Source organism: Campylobacter concisus (genome assembly GCF_003048555.1).
GTDB lineage: Bacteria > Campylobacterota > Campylobacteria > Campylobacterales > Campylobacteraceae > Campylobacter_A > Campylobacter_A concisus_AO.
This window is the reverse complement of sequence record NZ_PIRR01000018.1, coordinates 23220-39111: the sequence shown is the minus strand read 5'-3', so window position 1 is coordinate 39111 and position 15892 is coordinate 23220. Positions and strand designations below refer to the sequence as shown.

Genomic DNA, 15892 nt, shown 5'->3' with positions numbered 1-15892 from the left:
GAATGAGAATTCTCTTTAGTATTTAAGTAAAAAGCTAAAATTTATGTATTTGATATATTTTTAGCTTAAACCTATTGATAATTTAAATTTGTTTAAATAGGCTATAATCCGCCAAAAAAAGGAGAGATAATGCTAACGCATTTAGATGAGAAAGATCGTCCAAAAATGGTCGATGTAAGCCCAAAAGATCCTACAAAAAGAATGGCAACTGCTAGCGGGATCATCAAAATGAGCAAAGAGGCCTTTAAAGCGATAAAAGAAAATACCGGCAAAAAAGGCCCAGTTATCCAAACGGCTGTCATTGCTGCGATAATGGGAGCAAAAAAGACAAGCGAGCTAATCCCGATGTGCCATCCACTAGCTATTTTAGGTGTAGATTGTGATATCGAAGAGCTATCTGAAATTTGTGCTTTTAAACTTTATGTGAGTGTAAAAATAGAGGGCAAAACAGGCGTTGAGATGGAAGCATTAACTGGCGTAAGCGTGGGGCTTTTAACCATTTATGATATGGTAAAAGCTATAGATAAAAGCATGGAAATAAGTAATATTGTATTAGAGAGTAAAACAGGAGGAAAAAGTGGCGAGTATATGCGATCTAAATAACAAAAAAGCAAAAATTGATTACCCAACACATTGGGAATACAAAATAATATTTGATGCAGATGTCAATGTAGAAGAAAAGGTAAAAGAGATAGTAAAAGATAGAGAATTTAAGCTAGTCTTTTCAAAATTTAGCAAAGATAAAAAGTACGCTAGCTATGACTTGGCCGTGCTAGTTTTGAGCGAAGAAGAGAGGCTAGAGATATTTTCTGCACTAAAACACGAAGCAAAATACGTTTTATAAGGTAAAAGATATGAACAATTTAGAACAAAATTTACATGATTATAAAAGCAGCGATGGCTTATTAATAAGCATAAAAGCTCTTTGCAATAACTTCTTTCAAGATACTGCAAACAAAGATATAAATGCTTTGCCAGAAATTTTAAAGGCTAAAATGAATGAGCTTTATGACAAAATGAACAAAGAAGATCTCATAAATGCAAAAAATCTAAAAAGTGCCATGGAGGGAATAAATCAGGCCATTGTCGGCACTGAAGAAAAGGCACTTTACGAGCTACTTGATAAAAAAGATGAGCTAAATCGTGCAATAGAAGCAAAACGTGAAGAGATAAAAAATAGGCTCAAAATTTCATTTGAAGCAGCTGAAGAGGTCGTAAAAGATAGAAATTTTAGTGAAAAAGAGGAAATTTTAGAGCTTTTAAATAATGCGATTATTAGAGAAACAAGGCTTCTTGGTATCTTAAAAGAAAGTGCTCAAATCGCATTTTTAACAACTCTTGAAGGTGCAAAAGATGTCGAGGAAACAGCTGGTGCGATAGCTAAAAATATGACCTATGTTGCGATAATTGGAGGAGAGTTTAGCAAAGAGCGGATACTTGAAATTTCAAAAAATATCATCATAGCAGCAGCAAATTTAGCAGATGAGGGTCATATCTTTGCAAAAGAGCTAATAAGTGGAGCGATAAGTGGTACAAGAGATGGTATTTTAAGAGCTATAGAAAAACTTAAAGATGAGGCGAAATTTGCTCCAGATGAGCTTAGGCTAAACTCACAGTTACTAAACTTAAAAAATATTGATGAAGAATTTATATCCTTGCTTAGGGAACTTGAAAAGGAATTTGAAGGTGTAGCAAGAAATGAGATCGAAAATGTGATAAATAGCGAGCTAGATACAAACCTAGCAAAATTTAAACGCATTAGCGATCAAGCAAGAGAGCAGATTATTTCAAGGATAGAAGAGTTAAAGTCAAACGGCATGGCAAAGCTTATGAGTGAGGCAAATAATAAATTTGAAGCCTTAAAGCAAGAGCTAAATGACAAGAGCAAAAAGCTAAAACTAAATTTTGATACAAACGATAAAATCGAAGAGATCAAACAAGAGATCGCTAATCTTGAGAAGAAAGCCAATGAAAAATTTGAAGACATCAAACAAATTGACATCAAATCAGAAGCTAAGAAATTTGGAGATAGGGCTTATCAAGCTGCAAAAGATCTGTTAAATGTTATTAAAAAAGATAAAAAAGAGGATTAAATTATCAAGCTTATCTTGAAATTTTTCTTGAAAGATACTCGCACTATATATTCTTGCCAAGTGTGAAAATTTTCTCCACACTTGGCTTTTACTTTCTAAAGCCTTAAAATCACAAAAACAGATAAATTAAAAATGCTCCTAAAATCAAGCGGTAGATGACAAAAGGAAGCATCCTAATTCTTGAGATGATCCCCATAAATAGCTTAACGCAGAGATAAGCACTAACTGCGCTTATGATGACGCCAAGCGCGATGTCGCTCCATGGCAGAGCATTTGGGTCTTTTATAAGCTTGATACTCTCAAGCCCACCAGCTAGGATAATGACTGGGATCGACATCAAAAATGAGAAATTCGCACTTCCCTTGTGGCTAAATCCTAAAAATAAGGCTGCCGTCATCGTTATGCCTGATCTTGAGACGCCAGGGATGAGCGCCACAGCTTGAGCAAGGCCGATAATAAGCGCAAATTTTATGGTCATTTCATATTCGCTTTTATTTGTCGAGCAAAGATCTGCAAAGTAAAGCGCTATGCCAAAGACGATCGTAGTAATAGCGATCACAACGCCGCTTCTTGCGTATTCTTCTATAATGTTGTTAAATAAAAGCCCAAAGATCCCAACTGGAATGGTGGCAAATCCCACGCACCAGACAAGCAAGCTATCGCCTACCATCTTTCTTTGTGCGATCGAGGCAAAAAAGTCACGAAGTAGCTTAAAAATCGTATCTTTAAAATAAAAAAGTATCGCACTTAGCGTACCAACGTGCACTGCCACGTCAAAAGCAAGACCTTGATCTGGCCAGCCAAGTAGCTTTGGCACCAAGATAAGATGAGCCGAGCTTGAAATGGGTAAAAATTCGCTTATACCTTGCACCAAGGCCAAAACGATAACGTGAGAAATTTCCATAAAATGCCTTTTTTGATTTTAGATTGCAGTTGGGGATTTTACTCCCCAAGATTAAATTTATATAAGTTCGCTAGCAAAATTTGCAAGCTTTTGCGGAGTAAATCCGAAGTGGTCAAATAGCTCATTTGCCTTGCCGCTGGCGCCAAAGCTGTTCATGCCATAAACCGCGTCGGCAAATTTATACCACTCATAGCCAGTTGCGGCCTCAACTGCGATGATGGTTGTGTTTTTATCTAAAATTCTAGCCACATACTCAGCTGGCTGCTCACAAAGTAGGTCAAAACAAGGTGCTGAGACGATATTTGCACCGATGCCTTGCTCAGCTAGAAGTGCAGCTGCTTTTACACAGAGTGAGACCTCGCTGCCGCTTGCTATAAATGTTATCTTTGCTTCTTTTGACGAGCTTAAAAGATATGCGCCGTTGCTAACCTCGCCAAATTCACCTTTTGCAAGTGGGTCAAGCCCTTGACGGCTAAGCACAAATGCACTTGGAGCGTTTAAATTTAAAGCCACTTGCCAGCTAGCTGCGTTTTCGTTGCCATCAGCTGGACGGAAAGTGTAGAAATTTGGCATCGCTCTAAATGTGCTAAGCTGCTCGATAGGCTGATGTGTCGGACCATCTTCGCCAACGCCGATGCTATCGTGTGTGAAGACAAAAAAGTGTTTTATGCCCATTAGCGCTGCTATCCTTGCACTTGGCTTTAGATAGTCGCTAAAGATGAAAAATGTCGCTGAAAATGGTAAGAAAAGGCCGTATCTGGCGATGCCGTTATTGATAGCTGCCATAGCGTGCTCTCTGATGCCGTAGTGGATATTTTTACCATTTGGAAAGTCGCCCATATCCTTTAGCTCAGTCTTATTTGACGGAGCAAGATCTGCACTACCGCCGATAAAGCCAGGAAGTTTTTTAGCTATCTCATTTAAAATGACATGGTTTGTATCTCTTGTGGCTAGCTTTTTGTCGCTAAAATCTGGAAATTCGATCTTACTAAAGTCTGGATTAAGAAGCGAGTTTAATAAATTTTTGCCTTCAATGCTTAGCGCCTCAACCTTTTTGTTCCACATCGCCTCTTCAAGATCGCCCTTTTCAACCGCGCCTCTAAACCTTAAAAGCACGTCCTCGTCAATGGCAAATTTCTTCTCAGGGTCAAAGCCAGCTACGGCCTTTGCCTTTTTGATGATCTCTTCGCCAAGCGGTGCACCGTGGCTGTGGTGGCTTCCTTCAAGCTCCATTGCACCACGTGCTATGCGTGTGTTTGCGATGATGAGATATGGCGACTCTTTCTCGTTTGCTTGCTCAAGTGCAAATTCGATCTGGTCATAGTCGTGTCCGTCGATGCGTGCGACCTCCCAGCCCTGTGCCTCAAACCTCGCTTTTACATCCTCACTAAAAGCTATCGCTGTGTCGCCCTCGATCGTAATGTTGTTTGAATCGTAGATTAGCACAAGGTTGTCTAGTCTTAAATTTCCAGCCACCGAACATGCCTCGTAGCTTATGCCCTCTTCTAGGTCGCCGTCGCCGCAAAGGCAGTAAATTTTATGATCGATTATTTTATTGTCTGGCTCGTTTAGCACGTTTGCAGCGTATTTTTCTGCCATGGCTAGACCTACTGCATTTGCTACGCCTTGACCAAGCGGGCCAGTAGCAACCTCAACGCCTGGAGTGTGAATTTCTGGGTGTCCTGGAGTATTTGAGCCAAGTTGGCGAAAATTTTTAAGCTCATCAAGGCTTAAATCGTAGCCGCTTAAGTGCAAGAAGCTATAAACCAAACTTGAAGCGTGACCACCGCTAAAAACTAACCTATCTCTGTTTAGCCATTTTGGATTTTTAGGGTTGTGTTTTAAAAAGTTGCTTAAAACCACCATGATATCAGCTAGGCCCATAGGAGCACCTGGGTGTCCGCTGTTAGCGTTTTGCACCATATCAGCGCACAAAAATCTTATAGTATCGGCTTGTTTTTTTAGCATATGATCTCCTTTTATTGCGCTAGATTATACAAAAAAGTGATTAAAACTTGCCTTGCGTTTTTGTCCAAAATATCTAAATAATGATATAAATTTTTTAAATTTTTAGTAGTAAAAAGCTAGAATTTTCTAGCTTTTATCTAAGGTGTTTATCTGTAAGCTCTAAGATCATCTTAGCAATGCCAGTATCTATCTGTTTTAGTGCCTCTTCTATCTCGCAAATAAGCTCATCTTTTTTCTTTTTAGCGCCCTCAAGGCCAAGCAAATTTGTAAATGAGTTTTTAGCTAGGTCGTTGTGAACGGGCTTTCCAGCAGCCGCTTCGTCGCTTGTAAGGTCGATAATGTCATCTTGTATCTGAAAAGTAAGTCCAAGTTTTAGGCCGATATCATAAATTTTCTTGCACTCTATTTCACTTAAATTTGCTATCACAGCACCCATTTTTAGACTAGCAGCGATGAGCTTTGCGGTCTTGTGGATATGTAAAAATACTAACTCATCAAGGCTTAGCATCTTGCTAGAGAGGCCAAATTTATCCTTTGCTCTTTTGATGTCCCCTTTGTCTGTATTTTCAAAAAAACAATCAAGCGCCTGACCTAGCACCATGCCACTAGTTCCGGCATTTTGGCTTAAAATTTCCACGCATTTTACTCGTATCTCGGCACTCAGTTCAGCACGTGAAATTTCATAAAAAGCATGGGTATTTAGAGCATCTCCTGCAAGTACAGCGGTCGTCTCATCGTAGGTGACGTGAAGCGTTGGCGTGCCGCGCCTAAGGCTTGCATTGTCCATTGAAGGTAGGTCGTCGTGGATGAGTGAGTAGGTGTGCATCATCTCAAGTCCTAAAGCCACTCTCATCGCCTTTTGCGTGAGGCTTTTATCCACGCTATCTACCACGCCAAGTAGCAAAAGCGCCCTAAAGTGCTTGCCTCCAGCCTTTAGCATAACGCCAAGCGCCTCCTCATAGTAAGGGTGAAAGCTAGGCGCCTTTGGCAAATTTGCGTTTAGAAATTTTACAAAGTCCTCAAGTAGGCTCATTTTGGTACTCTTGCAAAAAACTGAAAGTCATTTCTGGTAAATAGAAGCGTAAAATTTTTTAATTCACCAAGCTTCTCTAAAAGCTCTTCACGACTACTCACGCTTTGTTTATCAAAACCCAAAATTTTATCGCCGGTCTTGATGCCAAAAATTTCTGCATTTGACTTTGGCTCGACCTTGGTAACGACTAAATTTTTATCCACCGTGATACCATAATCCACCAAAGTCTTATCATCAAGCATTGTTTGTGGCTCTTTTGGCATGATGTTGAAATTTGGTATATCAAGGCTTGAAGGGGCGTTTATTTCTAAGCTTTGGTTAAATTTCACCTCGCCGCTTACTGGCACTTGAAAGAGTAGCTGCTCTCTGTCACGCTTCACGATGATGTCCAGTCTTGCGCCTTTTGGAGCAAAAAGCACCATCTCATTTAGCTCTCTTAGGCTCTTTGGTTTGATACCATTTACACTAACAAGCTCATCATCGACCATCATCATCTTACCACGGCCCAGTGGATCAACAAGACCCACAAAAAATTTATCCTCTTTTTGCAAGAATTTCACGCCGATATCGCCGTAATATACGTCATCGTAAGATACAAAGTGCTTTAGATAGCGATTTGGTATAAATTTATCAGCTCCAACAGCTATGCCTATCATCTTACAACAAGGTGTGTTTATCTCGCCAGTCGCGTTATACTCGAAGCTTAACGTGTCAAAGTCGCCTAAATTTTGCCCCAAAGACTTGATGTGACCCATGGCAGTGTTATTAGAGTCGTTTAAGATGCCAACCCAAGTGCTCTTTTTGATGCGCTCCTCGTTGGTCTCATCGGCCATCACAACAGGGCTTAGCTCCTTGCTAGAGCGCACTAAGAAAAGCTGCAAATATGGGTCAAATTTGACATATTCGCCAAGCGGAGCTCCCTCGCTTTTTGGCACTGCGATCAAATTTTTCGTGATAGCCACGCCAAAGTGTTTATTTACCGAGACGATTGAGTTTTTGTTCTTTTCAAAGCAGGCGTTAAAGTCCTCTTGCGTAGGCCTAGGATCGGCATTTAGGCAAAGCGCTGATAGCAAAAAAGCAAGGGCAAATTTATATTTTAGTCTCATTTTATCCCCATCGAAGTAAGGCCGCCAAGCATCCTTGAAGCGGTGTTTTTCTTATCAGCCTCAACTGATTTTAGCACGTCATTTACGGCGCTTATTAGCAAAATTTGCATGCTCTCTTTATCTTCAAGCAAGCTATCATCTATGCTGATATCAAGTATCTCGCCGCTGCCGTTTGCTCTAACGCTTACCAGTCCGCCACCGCTTTTTGCTCCAAATTCTTTATTTTTGCTCTCTTCTTCCATCTGCTTGGCCTGTCTTTGCACATCCTCGAGCATCTGCCCCATCTTTGAAAAGTCAAATCCCTCAAACATCGCCTACTCCTTTATGATCTCGTTTTTGTTATTTACATGCACGATGGTTGGCTTAAATTTCTTAGCCTTTTTAAATTTCATACTAGCATAAGCCACGATGATGACCACGTCGCCAACGCAGACCTTTCTAGCAGCTGCGCCATTTAGGCAAATTTCGCCTTTTTTGCCCTTTATCACGTATGTGGCAAATCTCTCGCCGTTATTTACGTCTAAAATTTCAACCTTTTGATTTTCTATCAAATTTGCAGCCTTTATCAGCTCCTCGCCGATGCTGATCGAGCCAACATAGTTTAAATTTGCGTCTGTTACGACAGCCCTGTGGATCTTACTAGCTAAAATTTCTATATTCATTTTTACCTCTTTAAAAGCTCTTTTACTACTTCTTTATCGCTAAAAGGGTGCTTGACGCCCTTTATCTCCTGATATGGCTCGTCGCCTTTGCCAAGTATGACAAGCGCCCAGCCAGGCTCAAGCTTGCTAATGGCTAGCGCGATCGCCTCTTTGCGGTTGGCGTTTCGTATCAAATTTTCATTTTGGCTCATGCCAGCGCAAATTTCATCAATTATGCTCTCTGGCTCTTCGCTTCTTGGATTGTCACTTGTGACGATGCAAATTCTTGCGTATTTTTGGGCTATTGCTCCCATTTTTGGACGCTTTGTCCTATCTCTATCACCGCCTGCGCCAAATACAGCTATCAAATTTAGATGTCTAAGCGAGTTTAGCACCTTCTCGATACCATCTGGCGTATGGGCAAAATCCACGATGACTAGCGGATCGGTGCTAACCACTTCCATTCTGCCACTAACACCTTTAAATTTACTTATCGCCTTTGAAAGCGCGGTCGCGTCTGGACGCTCTAGCAAGCAAACGGCGCCAAGAGCTGCGATTAGATTATAAAGATTAAACTCACCTTGCAAGCTTGAGTCTATCTCCACATCACCATTTGGCGTCTTGATAACCGCGTCTATGCCGTCCTTTAGTCCATAAACTATCGGTGCAAAGCTAGCTGGCTTTTTGAGCGAATACGTATAAGCGTTTTTTGGGTTAAATTTAATGCCATTATCGTCAGCATTTATAAGCTTCATGCAATCATCATCAAAAAAGCTCGACTTTACCCTAGCGTACTCCTCCATGCTCTTATGGTAGTCGAGGTGATCTTGAGTTAAATTTGTAAAAATTTTTAGAGCAAATTTCAAGCTCTCTATGCGCTTTTGAGCGATCGCATGCGAGCTAACCTCCATCACGAAGTACTCGCAGCCCTGCTCGCTGGCTGTTTTGAGGTATGAAAGCGTCCTTAAAATAGCACTTGTCGTAAGCGCCTTGTCATCTATCTGCTTACCCTCTATAAATGCCCCTCTTGTGCCACTTAGGCCGCATTTTTTGCCTAAATTTCGTAAAATTTCATAAATAGCCGCTGCCGTTGTGGTCTTGCCATTTGTACCTGTGATGCCAACTATCTTTAAGCTTTCATCGATTTTTAAAAGCTTCTTGCACTCCTCAAGGCTGATTATTTTAGCGCCATTTTTTACCGCTGCCTCTGCAAATTTTGCGTTTGCAGCAGTTTGCACGAAAAATGAGCCCTTTTCGCACTCGTTTGAGTCATCTGTTATGAAGCTATTTTCTACTGATATTTTCATCGTTTTGTCTTTTTTGTATCTCTTTAAAAAGCTGATCTATACGCTCGTCACCGCCAAACATCACCGCCGCACTCTCAAGATAGTTTATACTCATTTCGATGAAGTCATTTTTTATCAAATTTCCCAAAAATTCTAAAAAATCATCTTTGTTTGAGATCATTACCTTGGTTGAGAACATGATGTTTTCAAAGACTTTTTTAAAGCTCCCGTCCTTATAAACAGCCTTTTTAAAGTCCTCGTAGCTGATCGCGTCTTGCTCTTCAAAATACTCATCGCTAGCCAATCTTGATTCTAAGATTTTTAAAATTTCATCCATTCCTTCATCATCTTCGCCAGCTCTTAGTTTATCCATAAAATAGTCAAATAAAAGCTTTGCTTCCTCTGCATTTTTCTCGCCAAGGGAGCAAATTTGTATCAAAAATAGTAAATTTTTATCCTGTGTCTTTTCGTAAGCTAGAGAGAAGTAAAAGATCGCGTCTTTAAATTTAGAGCGCTTGAAGTGTTTAATGCCTATTTTTTTATAATCTATCAATGTCAAATTCCTCGCCAATCGGGATATTTACGACCTCAAGCTCTGGGTGAATATCCATACGAAGTTGTCTTTCGAGTCCATATTTTAGTGTAGTTGTGCTAGCCGCACATCCATGACAATGCCCTGTAAGTCTTACATAAATTTTGCCGTTTTTTATGCCAAGTAGCTCCATGCCACCGCCATCATTTTCAAGCATTGGTAATACCTTTTGCAAACTCGCACTGACTGGTTTTAAAAGTTCTTCATCGCTAAATGGGATCATATTTTTTCCTATTAAATTTTTGGGCTATTATAGCAAAATAAAAATGCAAAAAATAATGGCTATATTTTTGCTTAGTGCTAATTTTTCTTTATAATTTAAACCTTTTTGGCACACCTAGTCAGCTTTGATTTTTAAATACGTGAGCTAAAATTTAGTAAATTTTTGATTATAAGTTTTAGGATAAAAGGGCAAATTTGCCCTTTTTGTTTAATCTATTAGAAGCGATTTTATATCTACTTTTTGCTCGATCATCTTACTCTCAAACATAAATTCTTGAGTAGCCTCAAGTGCTTTTATATCTTCAGGCGTGATCTTTGGACTAAAGTCATACTGCGGATACATGCTCTTTACCGCCTCTATGCTAAGCCCGGTCTCTTCAGCTGTAAATTTTAATGCCTCTTCCTCATTTGCTTTCATAAAAGCCAAAATTTCATCTTGGGCCTCTTTAAATTTTTCAACTAGATCTTTATGCTTTTTGTAAAATTCTCCACTTGTGGCGGTGACGATGACTGGAGTGATGACGCCCTTGCCCGTTGTTACGATACTAAGTCCTGATTTTTTAGCATTATAAGCAGCTGGTCCAGCAAGAAGTGCTGCATCGACGCTACCATTCTCAAGTGCAGCTTGAGCAGCCGGAATGCCCATAGAAACGAACTCTACGTCATTTATACCTAGACCACCAAGAGCAAGGTATCTAACCAAAAGCTCATTTAATATCGTACCTTTTGGGCCTGCTATTTTTTTACCTTTTAAGTCTTTAGCGGTTTTTATGCCTTTATCTTTAGCAAATATCGCAAAAGCTTCAGGTGCTCTTGAATAGGCACTTATGATCTTTATGTCAGCTTTATTTGCCGCAGCAAGTATGACTGAGGTTCCGCCCACGCAGTTTAGAAACTGAAGTGAGTTTGAAGCGAGCGCTTGCGTTTGTTTCGCACCTGAGGTGATCTCGGAGTATTCGACTGGCATGCCAAAAGATTTAGCATAAAAGCCTTTAAATTTATCGACGATTGAGGGGACATTTAGCGGCGATTTGACATAGGTCATACCGATCTTATCTAGCTCACTTGCGTTTGCGACTAGACAAAGCAAAGAGGCTGCACACAAAATCTTAAAAAACTTTCTCATATTTGCTCCTTTAAAAATTTTTCCAAATTATATAACTTTTTGCTTCGTTTTGGTTTTAATTATCATTTTATAAAACGCTAAATTTCGCTCAAAATTTTACGCTTTAAGTTTATTAGTTCATCGCAAAGCAAATCTCTTGACTTAGCTAAATTTGATAAATCATAGTTTGATTTTATCCCACCTTTTTCAAGCAAAATTATCTCATCTGCTAAATATAGAGCTTCATCGACATTATGAGTGACAAAAATGATGGTTTTACCGGCTTGGAGCTTTAAAATTTCAGCCTGCATACTGGCTCTCGTAAAAGCATCAAGTGCTGCAAATGGCTCATCCATAAGGATCAAATTTGCTTCATATGCTAGCACTCTAGCAAGAGAAACACGCGAGCTCATACCGCCGGATAGCTGCGAAACAGCGGCAAATTTAAAGTCGCTAAGCCCTATCATAGATATCAGACTATCGATCTTTGCAGCCTCTATCTCATGCTTTTTAAGCGCAAATACGATGTTTTCATAGACGTTTAGAAACGGCATGAGCCTAGGCTCTTGAAATACAAAGCCGATCTTTGCTTGCTCTTTAAAATTTATCTCACCTAGACTTACGCTCTCAAGTCCAGCAATAAGCCTTAAAAGAGTCGTTTTACCGCAACCACTTCTGCCAAGTATAACGGTGATTTTATCTTTTTTTATACTTAAATTTAGCTCTTTTAAAACGTCGATACGCTTGTCATTAATAAAAAAATGCTTGGATAAATTTAAAATTTCTATCATTTTTCACTTCGTAAAAGGCTAAATTTAGATATCAAAAACAAAAATATCCTATCTATGAGTACGCCACAAATTCCTATTGTAAATATGCCAACAAATATCCTATCTGCACGCGAAAGCTCCTCAGCGTCAAGTATGAGATAGCCTAGCCCGCTAGAAGCTGCGATCATCTCCGCTCCCACAATCGCTCGCATCGCGTAACCAAAACCTATGCGCATACCTACAAAAATATCTTTTATGGCATTTTTTAGGATGATTTTGTAAAAAATTTCAAATTTACTAAAACAAAAAATTTTACCAACTTCAATAAGCTTCACATCGCAGCTAGTTAGCCCTTTTGAAATGCTTAAAAACATCGGGAAAAACGATGCCAAGATGATAATAATAATTTTTGGAGTTTCGTTTATACCAAACCAAAGCACCAAAATGGCAATAAGGCTAAGTGGCGGAACATTTCTAAAAAACTCTAGTATCCACTCATAATAAATGCTAGCTTTTGGAAATAGCGCCGCCACTCCGCCAAAAATAAATGCCAAAACAAAAGCCAAAATATAACCAACAAATATACGCTTAAAGCTAATCATCACATGCGTTATTAGCTCGCCGCTTAAGCTCATATCAAACATCGTTTTAAGTGTCGTAATAGGACTTGGCAAGATATAGGGCGTGAAAATTTCTAGCTCGCAAACGACCTGCCAGAGAGCAAAGATCACTAGGATTAAAATGCTCTTTTTAAAAATTTCTATCACAGCCCATCTCCATTGTGACAGCCGTTTTCGCAGTATAAAAGCTCGATGATCTGATAGTTTTTAAGCTCGCTAAATTTATATGAAAATGCGTTTTGTATCTTTTCTTTACTGCATAAGCTTAGTGTTTTTATGCCTAAATTTTCAAAAAATCCAGGTGGGATCGGGCTTGATTCTATTTTGCTTATTTGTAAATTTATATCGTTTAGCTCTTTAAAATTTTTCCATGTTAAAAATGTAGTTTGATCTAATTTTAAAGAATTTCCAAGCTCAGCCAAGTCCTCACAAGGCGTTGTTATATAAAGCCACTCATCTTCTTTTAGATTTGAGCTAAGCTCGATGGCGCTTTCAATTAAAATGGGATTTAAGCTTGAAATATTGTTTGAAAATTCTTTAAAATTTGATCTTATAAAATTTACAGCTCTTGGACAGCGACTGTCTAAAACCATGCCTTTAGAGCATAAATTTTTATATGAATTTTTGACATCACGAACATGATCTTTTTCGCACTCTACTATGTTAAAGCCCTTATTTTGCAAGAGCTCTTTTAACGCAGAGAAGTCATACATATTTTTTACAACCGGATTTAGCCAAAGTAGCTTTCTCACGAGTTCTCCGTAATTTTAATAATAGAAATCAAGATTCTATCATTTAAAAATTTAAACCAAGTAAAAAGAGCCTCTTATGACTAAAATCATAAAGATAAGCGGTGCAAAAAACTAAATTTAGCCTATACTTTTATATCTAATTTCTGTTTTTGCTCCACTTTTTCCATTAGTTTTAGTATATCAACTCCGTTTTTCTCAAGCTGAATTAGCTCCTTAAGATAGGCAAATTTCTCATCTTTATTGATGTCGTAAGTAGCCAGTTTCTCACTTCGTCCGATCACTGAAGCATAGACTTTGTTGCCATCAAGTTTATCCGTATTTTGTACATTATAAAGCGAGAGAACGCCCTCTACCACCTCTTTAAAATCCGCCCCGCTCTTCATGCCAGCTTTCATAAGCGTAAGAAATCTCTGTCTGCTCTCTTCGTCAGTAAAATTTATATTTTGTAGCGTCTGATACTCGATTGGCGGCTTGTTAGTGCTAGTTAGCATGGAGATAGCCTTTTTACCTATTGTAACGCTCTCCACACCGACTCTTTCGCCAAGATACTGCCTAAGCGCATAATCAATCCACTTATCCTTAAACTCATCTATGCTTAGGTCCTTATCGAGTATCTCAAATCCTTCCATGTGGCTCTTGTGACCAAGCCCAAGAAGTGTGTTATCAAGTTTTGATGTATACTCTTTTGCAAAGAGATCGACATCTGTTGGATAATATCCTATGATCTCTTCGTGAGCTCTGCCAAAGCCAAGTGCTTTGGTCTGGTTGATAAAATTTTTAAGATCATTTATCTCATCTTGGCTGACTTGTTTGTCGTACCCCATGAGCTTGCCCCAGATGCTTATCTTGCCATTAGCAGCTATGCCTGATAGCGAGAAATTGCTAGCAAATGTTAGATTCTCACTATTTTTTTGAAATTTTGTCGTATTTGTTTCATTTAAATTTATTGGCTCACCTCTAGTATCGGTATGACTTTTTTGCTCATCAACCAAACCACTAGATAAATTATTTAAAGAATTTTTATCTATATTGAGTTTAGTATTATTAGTATCAAGTTCTTGTGCTCTACTACTTTGCGAGCCAACATAAAAATTTGTGCCTACTCCATTTACACTACCTATCATCTCAAATCCTTTGAAATTTATTAGATGCCTGAAACAAATATCGTCTTAATAAAATAAAATTTTAGCATAGAGTTCAAAGGTAAAAATTTAAAATATATGATTTTAGATTAAAGGATTTACAACTTTTAACTATTAAATTTATGATTTTTTGGTTAATAAAATTTGATAAATAATTAAAGAAATTTATACTTTAGAAAGCTTTTGAAAGAAGGATTTTATTTTAAAGGTAAGAGAATTTTATATTCAAGAAATTAAAAAAAGAGAGCCGAAGCTCTCTAATAATTATTCAGCTACTAACTCTATATAAGCCATCTCTGCTGCGTCGCCTCTGCGAACACGAGTCTTGATGATTCTTGTATAGCCGCCATTGCGCTCTTTAAATTTTGGAGCTACTTCAGTAACTAATTTATTTGTTGTTTCTTTATCTTGTAAAGAAGCAAATACTGCTCTGTGAGCGTTAGAGTCACCTTTTCTGGCTCTTGTAATTAGCTTCTCAACATAGCTTCTAAGCTCTTTTGCTTTTGGTAAAGTCGTCTCTATCTTTTCACTTTTGATGATAGCTATCGCCAAATTTTTAAGCAATGCAGATCTATGAGATGACGTTCTACCAAGTTTGCGATATCCGTGTTTATGTCTCATCTATTGTCCTTTTATTCTTTTACACTCATTTGTGCTTTAAGCTCGGTTATTTTCTTTCTTAGTTGCTCTTTGCCATCCTTTAACACATCGGCACCAACTGGATAGCCTATCTCCTCCATAACCGCTTTAATCTCTTCAAGAGATTTTTTACCTAAATTTTTAAGCTCTTTAAGCTCATTTTCGTCCATTAATGCAAGCTCGCCAATAAATCTAATATCAGCTTTGTCAAGGCAGTTAAAACTTCTAGCGCTTAAATTTAGATCTTCCACGCTAGAAAGTAGCTTTGAAAACTCACCACCTGCACTTGAGCTAGCAACTGGAGTACTAACATCAATATCTAAAATTCCTTTAAATACTGACATTTGCTGATACATGGCTTCTAAACAATTTTTAAAAGCCTCTATCGGACTAACTTGACCATCAGTTGTTATAGTAAATACGATCTTTTCATAGTCTGGATCATCCTCAACCAAGACATTTTGTATATCATAAACTGCTTTTTTAACAGGTGTAAAAAAAGCATCAAGTGCGATATAGTCGTCTTCAATCTCTTCTCTGATCTCTTCACTAGGTACATATCCGATACCTTTTTGAATGATAACTGAAAAATTTAACTCAGCATCTTCGTTTATTGTAGCAAGGTATGCATCTGGGTTAACAATCTCGACTAGATCGTTATTTAAATCAGCCCCGGTTATCTCTTTTGGTCCTTTAAAGCTATACTCTATAACTTCGCGCTCGCTGGTACTTTTTAATTTAAATCTGATCTTTTTCAAATTTATAATAAAAAAAGCTACGTCTTCTAGCATACCACGCATACTGTCAAATTCGTGGCTAACGCCTTTTATCTTTACACCAATAGGAGCAAAACCTACCGTACTTGTGTAAAGAAGACGACGCAATGGGTGAGCCAAAGTAACAGCATAACCCGCCTCAAAAGGATATGCTGTAATATTAGCAACATTTTCGCTAATACTTTTAACTTCAATTTCAGTTGGCATATAAGCTGATGTAGTAATCTTTCTCATCTTTATACC

General features: G+C 38.4%; 19 protein-coding genes. 3 read left to right on the top strand and 16 right to left on the bottom strand.

The features are described from left to right. The first annotated feature begins 126 nt into the window (after positions 1–126). Genes moaC through CVS92_RS04850 form a run of 3 tightly spaced genes read left to right on the top strand, consistent with a single transcriptional unit; the run spans position 127 to position 2093 of the window. The gene (moaC, locus tag CVS92_RS04860; RefSeq protein ID WP_199906407.1) at positions 127–603 is read left to right on the top strand and encodes a cyclic pyranopterin monophosphate synthase MoaC; all 477 of its coding nucleotides are present in this window, start codon (positions 127–129) and stop codon (positions 601–603) included. Continuing rightward, a complete protein-coding gene (locus tag CVS92_RS04855) occupies positions 578–844 on the top strand; it encodes a DUF493 domain-containing protein (RefSeq protein ID WP_021091143.1) in 267 nt (88 codons plus the stop codon). The genes moaC and CVS92_RS04855 overlap by 26 nt, the downstream gene beginning before the upstream one ends. A gap of 10 nt (positions 845–854) precedes the next feature. Further along, positions 855–2093 carry a hypothetical protein gene (locus CVS92_RS04850; protein ID WP_107788700.1) on the top strand — a complete coding sequence of 413 codons (1239 nt, stop codon included), beginning with the start codon at positions 855–857 and terminating at the stop codon, positions 2091–2093. A 109-nt stretch (positions 2094–2202) separates the two neighbouring features. Here CVS92_RS04850 and CVS92_RS04845 read toward each other — a convergent pair whose 3' ends face one another. From CVS92_RS04845 to CVS92_RS04770, 16 genes are all read right to left on the bottom strand, one after another. Next, positions 2203–2997: an undecaprenyl-diphosphate phosphatase gene (locus CVS92_RS04845; protein WP_107788699.1), complete on the bottom strand. Its 795-nt coding sequence runs from the start codon at positions 2995–2997 to the stop codon at positions 2203–2205. Positions 2998–3054: 57 nt separating this feature from the next. Continuing rightward, positions 3055–4965, bottom strand: coding sequence for a transketolase (gene tkt, locus CVS92_RS04840; RefSeq protein ID WP_107788698.1), 1911 nt, complete (start codon positions 4963–4965; stop codon positions 3055–3057). A gap of 133 nt (positions 4966–5098) precedes the next feature. Beyond that, positions 5099–5998 carry a polyprenyl synthetase family protein gene (locus CVS92_RS04835; RefSeq protein ID WP_107788697.1) on the bottom strand — a complete coding sequence of 300 codons (900 nt, stop codon included), beginning with the start codon at positions 5996–5998 and terminating at the stop codon, positions 5099–5101. After that, positions 5995–7104 carry a PDZ domain-containing protein gene (locus CVS92_RS04830; RefSeq protein WP_107788696.1) on the bottom strand — a complete coding sequence of 370 codons (1110 nt, stop codon included), beginning with the start codon at positions 7102–7104 and terminating at the stop codon, positions 5995–5997. Before CVS92_RS04830 ends, CVS92_RS04835 begins: the two co-directional genes overlap by 4 nt. Beyond that, positions 7101–7415 carry a YbaB/EbfC family nucleoid-associated protein gene (locus tag CVS92_RS04825; RefSeq protein ID WP_107788695.1) on the bottom strand — a complete coding sequence of 105 codons (315 nt, stop codon included), beginning with the start codon at positions 7413–7415 and terminating at the stop codon, positions 7101–7103. Before CVS92_RS04825 ends, CVS92_RS04830 begins: the two co-directional genes overlap by 4 nt. A 3-nt stretch (positions 7416–7418) precedes the next feature. Next, the gene (panD, locus tag CVS92_RS04820; protein ID WP_002941539.1) at positions 7419–7766 is read right to left on the bottom strand and encodes an aspartate 1-decarboxylase; all 348 of its coding nucleotides are present in this window, start codon (positions 7764–7766) and stop codon (positions 7419–7421) included. A 2-nt stretch (positions 7767–7768) separates the two neighbouring features. Next, entirely contained in the window at positions 7769–9052 is a 1284-nt protein-coding gene (locus CVS92_RS04815; protein ID WP_107788694.1) for a UDP-N-acetylmuramoyl-L-alanyl-D-glutamate--2,6-diaminopimelate ligase, read from the bottom strand. Next, the gene (locus CVS92_RS04810; protein ID WP_103580096.1) at positions 9030–9584 is read right to left on the bottom strand and encodes a histidine kinase; all 555 of its coding nucleotides are present in this window, start codon (positions 9582–9584) and stop codon (positions 9030–9032) included. The genes CVS92_RS04815 and CVS92_RS04810 overlap by 23 nt, the downstream gene beginning before the upstream one ends. Beyond that, a complete protein-coding gene (locus tag CVS92_RS04805) occupies positions 9571–9846 on the bottom strand; it encodes a NifU family protein (RefSeq protein ID WP_021091089.1) in 276 nt (91 codons plus the stop codon). Before CVS92_RS04805 ends, CVS92_RS04810 begins: the two co-directional genes overlap by 14 nt. Before the next feature lie 207 nt (positions 9847–10053). Then, complete coding sequence (locus tag CVS92_RS04800; protein ID WP_107788693.1) at positions 10054–10971, bottom strand: NrtA/SsuA/CpmA family ABC transporter substrate-binding protein; 918 nt, start codon at positions 10969–10971, stop codon at positions 10054–10056. Positions 10972–11048: 77 nt separating this feature from the next. After that, the gene (locus tag CVS92_RS04795) at positions 11049–11741 is read right to left on the bottom strand and encodes an ABC transporter ATP-binding protein (protein WP_107788692.1); all 693 of its coding nucleotides are present in this window, start codon (positions 11739–11741) and stop codon (positions 11049–11051) included. Continuing rightward, on the bottom strand, positions 11738–12487 hold the full coding sequence (locus CVS92_RS04790; protein ID WP_087578013.1) for an ABC transporter permease: 750 nt from the start codon (positions 12485–12487) through the stop codon (positions 11738–11740). The genes CVS92_RS04795 and CVS92_RS04790 overlap by 4 nt, the downstream gene beginning before the upstream one ends. Continuing rightward, positions 12484–13092, bottom strand: coding sequence for a hypothetical protein (locus CVS92_RS04785; RefSeq protein WP_084109886.1), 609 nt, complete (start codon positions 13090–13092; stop codon positions 12484–12486). Before CVS92_RS04785 ends, CVS92_RS04790 begins: the two co-directional genes overlap by 4 nt. A gap of 122 nt (positions 13093–13214) precedes the next feature. Continuing rightward, a complete protein-coding gene (locus CVS92_RS04780; RefSeq protein WP_107788691.1) occupies positions 13215–14216 on the bottom strand; it encodes a hypothetical protein in 1002 nt (333 codons plus the stop codon). Between the two features lie 282 nt (positions 14217–14498). Beyond that, complete coding sequence (gene rplQ / locus CVS92_RS04775; protein WP_002941584.1) at positions 14499–14855, bottom strand: 50S ribosomal protein L17; 357 nt, start codon at positions 14853–14855, stop codon at positions 14499–14501. Positions 14856–14866: 11 nt separating this feature from the next. Continuing rightward, the gene (locus tag CVS92_RS04770) at positions 14867–15883 is read right to left on the bottom strand and encodes a DNA-directed RNA polymerase subunit alpha (RefSeq protein WP_103580102.1); all 1017 of its coding nucleotides are present in this window, start codon (positions 15881–15883) and stop codon (positions 14867–14869) included. Positions 15884–15892 lie beyond the last annotated feature (9 nt).

Excerpts from the sequence above, each read along its gene's own strand:
- CVS92_RS04830 (WP_107788696.1), bottom strand. The coding sequence starts at position 7,104 with ATGAGACTAAAATATAAATTTGCCCTTGCTTTTTTGCTATCAGCGCTT.
- CVS92_RS04815 (WP_107788694.1), bottom strand. The coding sequence starts at position 9,052 with ATGAAAATATCAGTAGAAAATAGCTTCATAACAGATGACTCAAACGAG.
- CVS92_RS04850 (WP_107788700.1), top strand. The coding sequence starts at position 855 with ATGAACAATTTAGAACAAAATTTACATGATTATAAAAGCAGCGATGGC.
- CVS92_RS04795 (WP_107788692.1), bottom strand. The coding sequence starts at position 11,741 with ATGATAGAAATTTTAAATTTATCCAAGCATTTTTTTATTAATGACAAG.
- CVS92_RS04835 (WP_107788697.1), bottom strand. The coding sequence starts at position 5,998 with ATGAGCCTACTTGAGGACTTTGTAAAATTTCTAAACGCAAATTTGCCA.
- CVS92_RS04800 (WP_107788693.1), bottom strand. The coding sequence starts at position 10,971 with ATGAGAAAGTTTTTTAAGATTTTGTGTGCAGCCTCTTTGCTTTGTCTA.
- CVS92_RS04805 (WP_021091089.1), bottom strand. The coding sequence starts at position 9,846 with ATGATCCCATTTAGCGATGAAGAACTTTTAAAACCAGTCAGTGCGAGT.
- CVS92_RS04845 (WP_107788699.1), bottom strand. The coding sequence starts at position 2,997 with ATGGAAATTTCTCACGTTATCGTTTTGGCCTTGGTGCAAGGTATAAGC.
- rplQ (WP_002941584.1), bottom strand. The coding sequence starts at position 14,855 with ATGAGACATAAACACGGATATCGCAAACTTGGTAGAACGTCATCTCAT.
- panD (WP_002941539.1), bottom strand. The coding sequence starts at position 7,766 with ATGAATATAGAAATTTTAGCTAGTAAGATCCACAGGGCTGTCGTAACA.
- CVS92_RS04780 (WP_107788691.1), bottom strand. The coding sequence starts at position 14,216 with ATGATAGGTAGTGTAAATGGAGTAGGCACAAATTTTTATGTTGGCTCG.
- tkt (WP_107788698.1), bottom strand. The coding sequence starts at position 4,965 with ATGCTAAAAAAACAAGCCGATACTATAAGATTTTTGTGCGCTGATATG.
- CVS92_RS04770 (WP_103580102.1), bottom strand. The coding sequence starts at position 15,883 with ATGAGAAAGATTACTACATCAGCTTATATGCCAACTGAAATTGAAGTT.
- CVS92_RS04825 (WP_107788695.1), bottom strand. The coding sequence starts at position 7,415 with ATGTTTGAGGGATTTGACTTTTCAAAGATGGGGCAGATGCTCGAGGAT.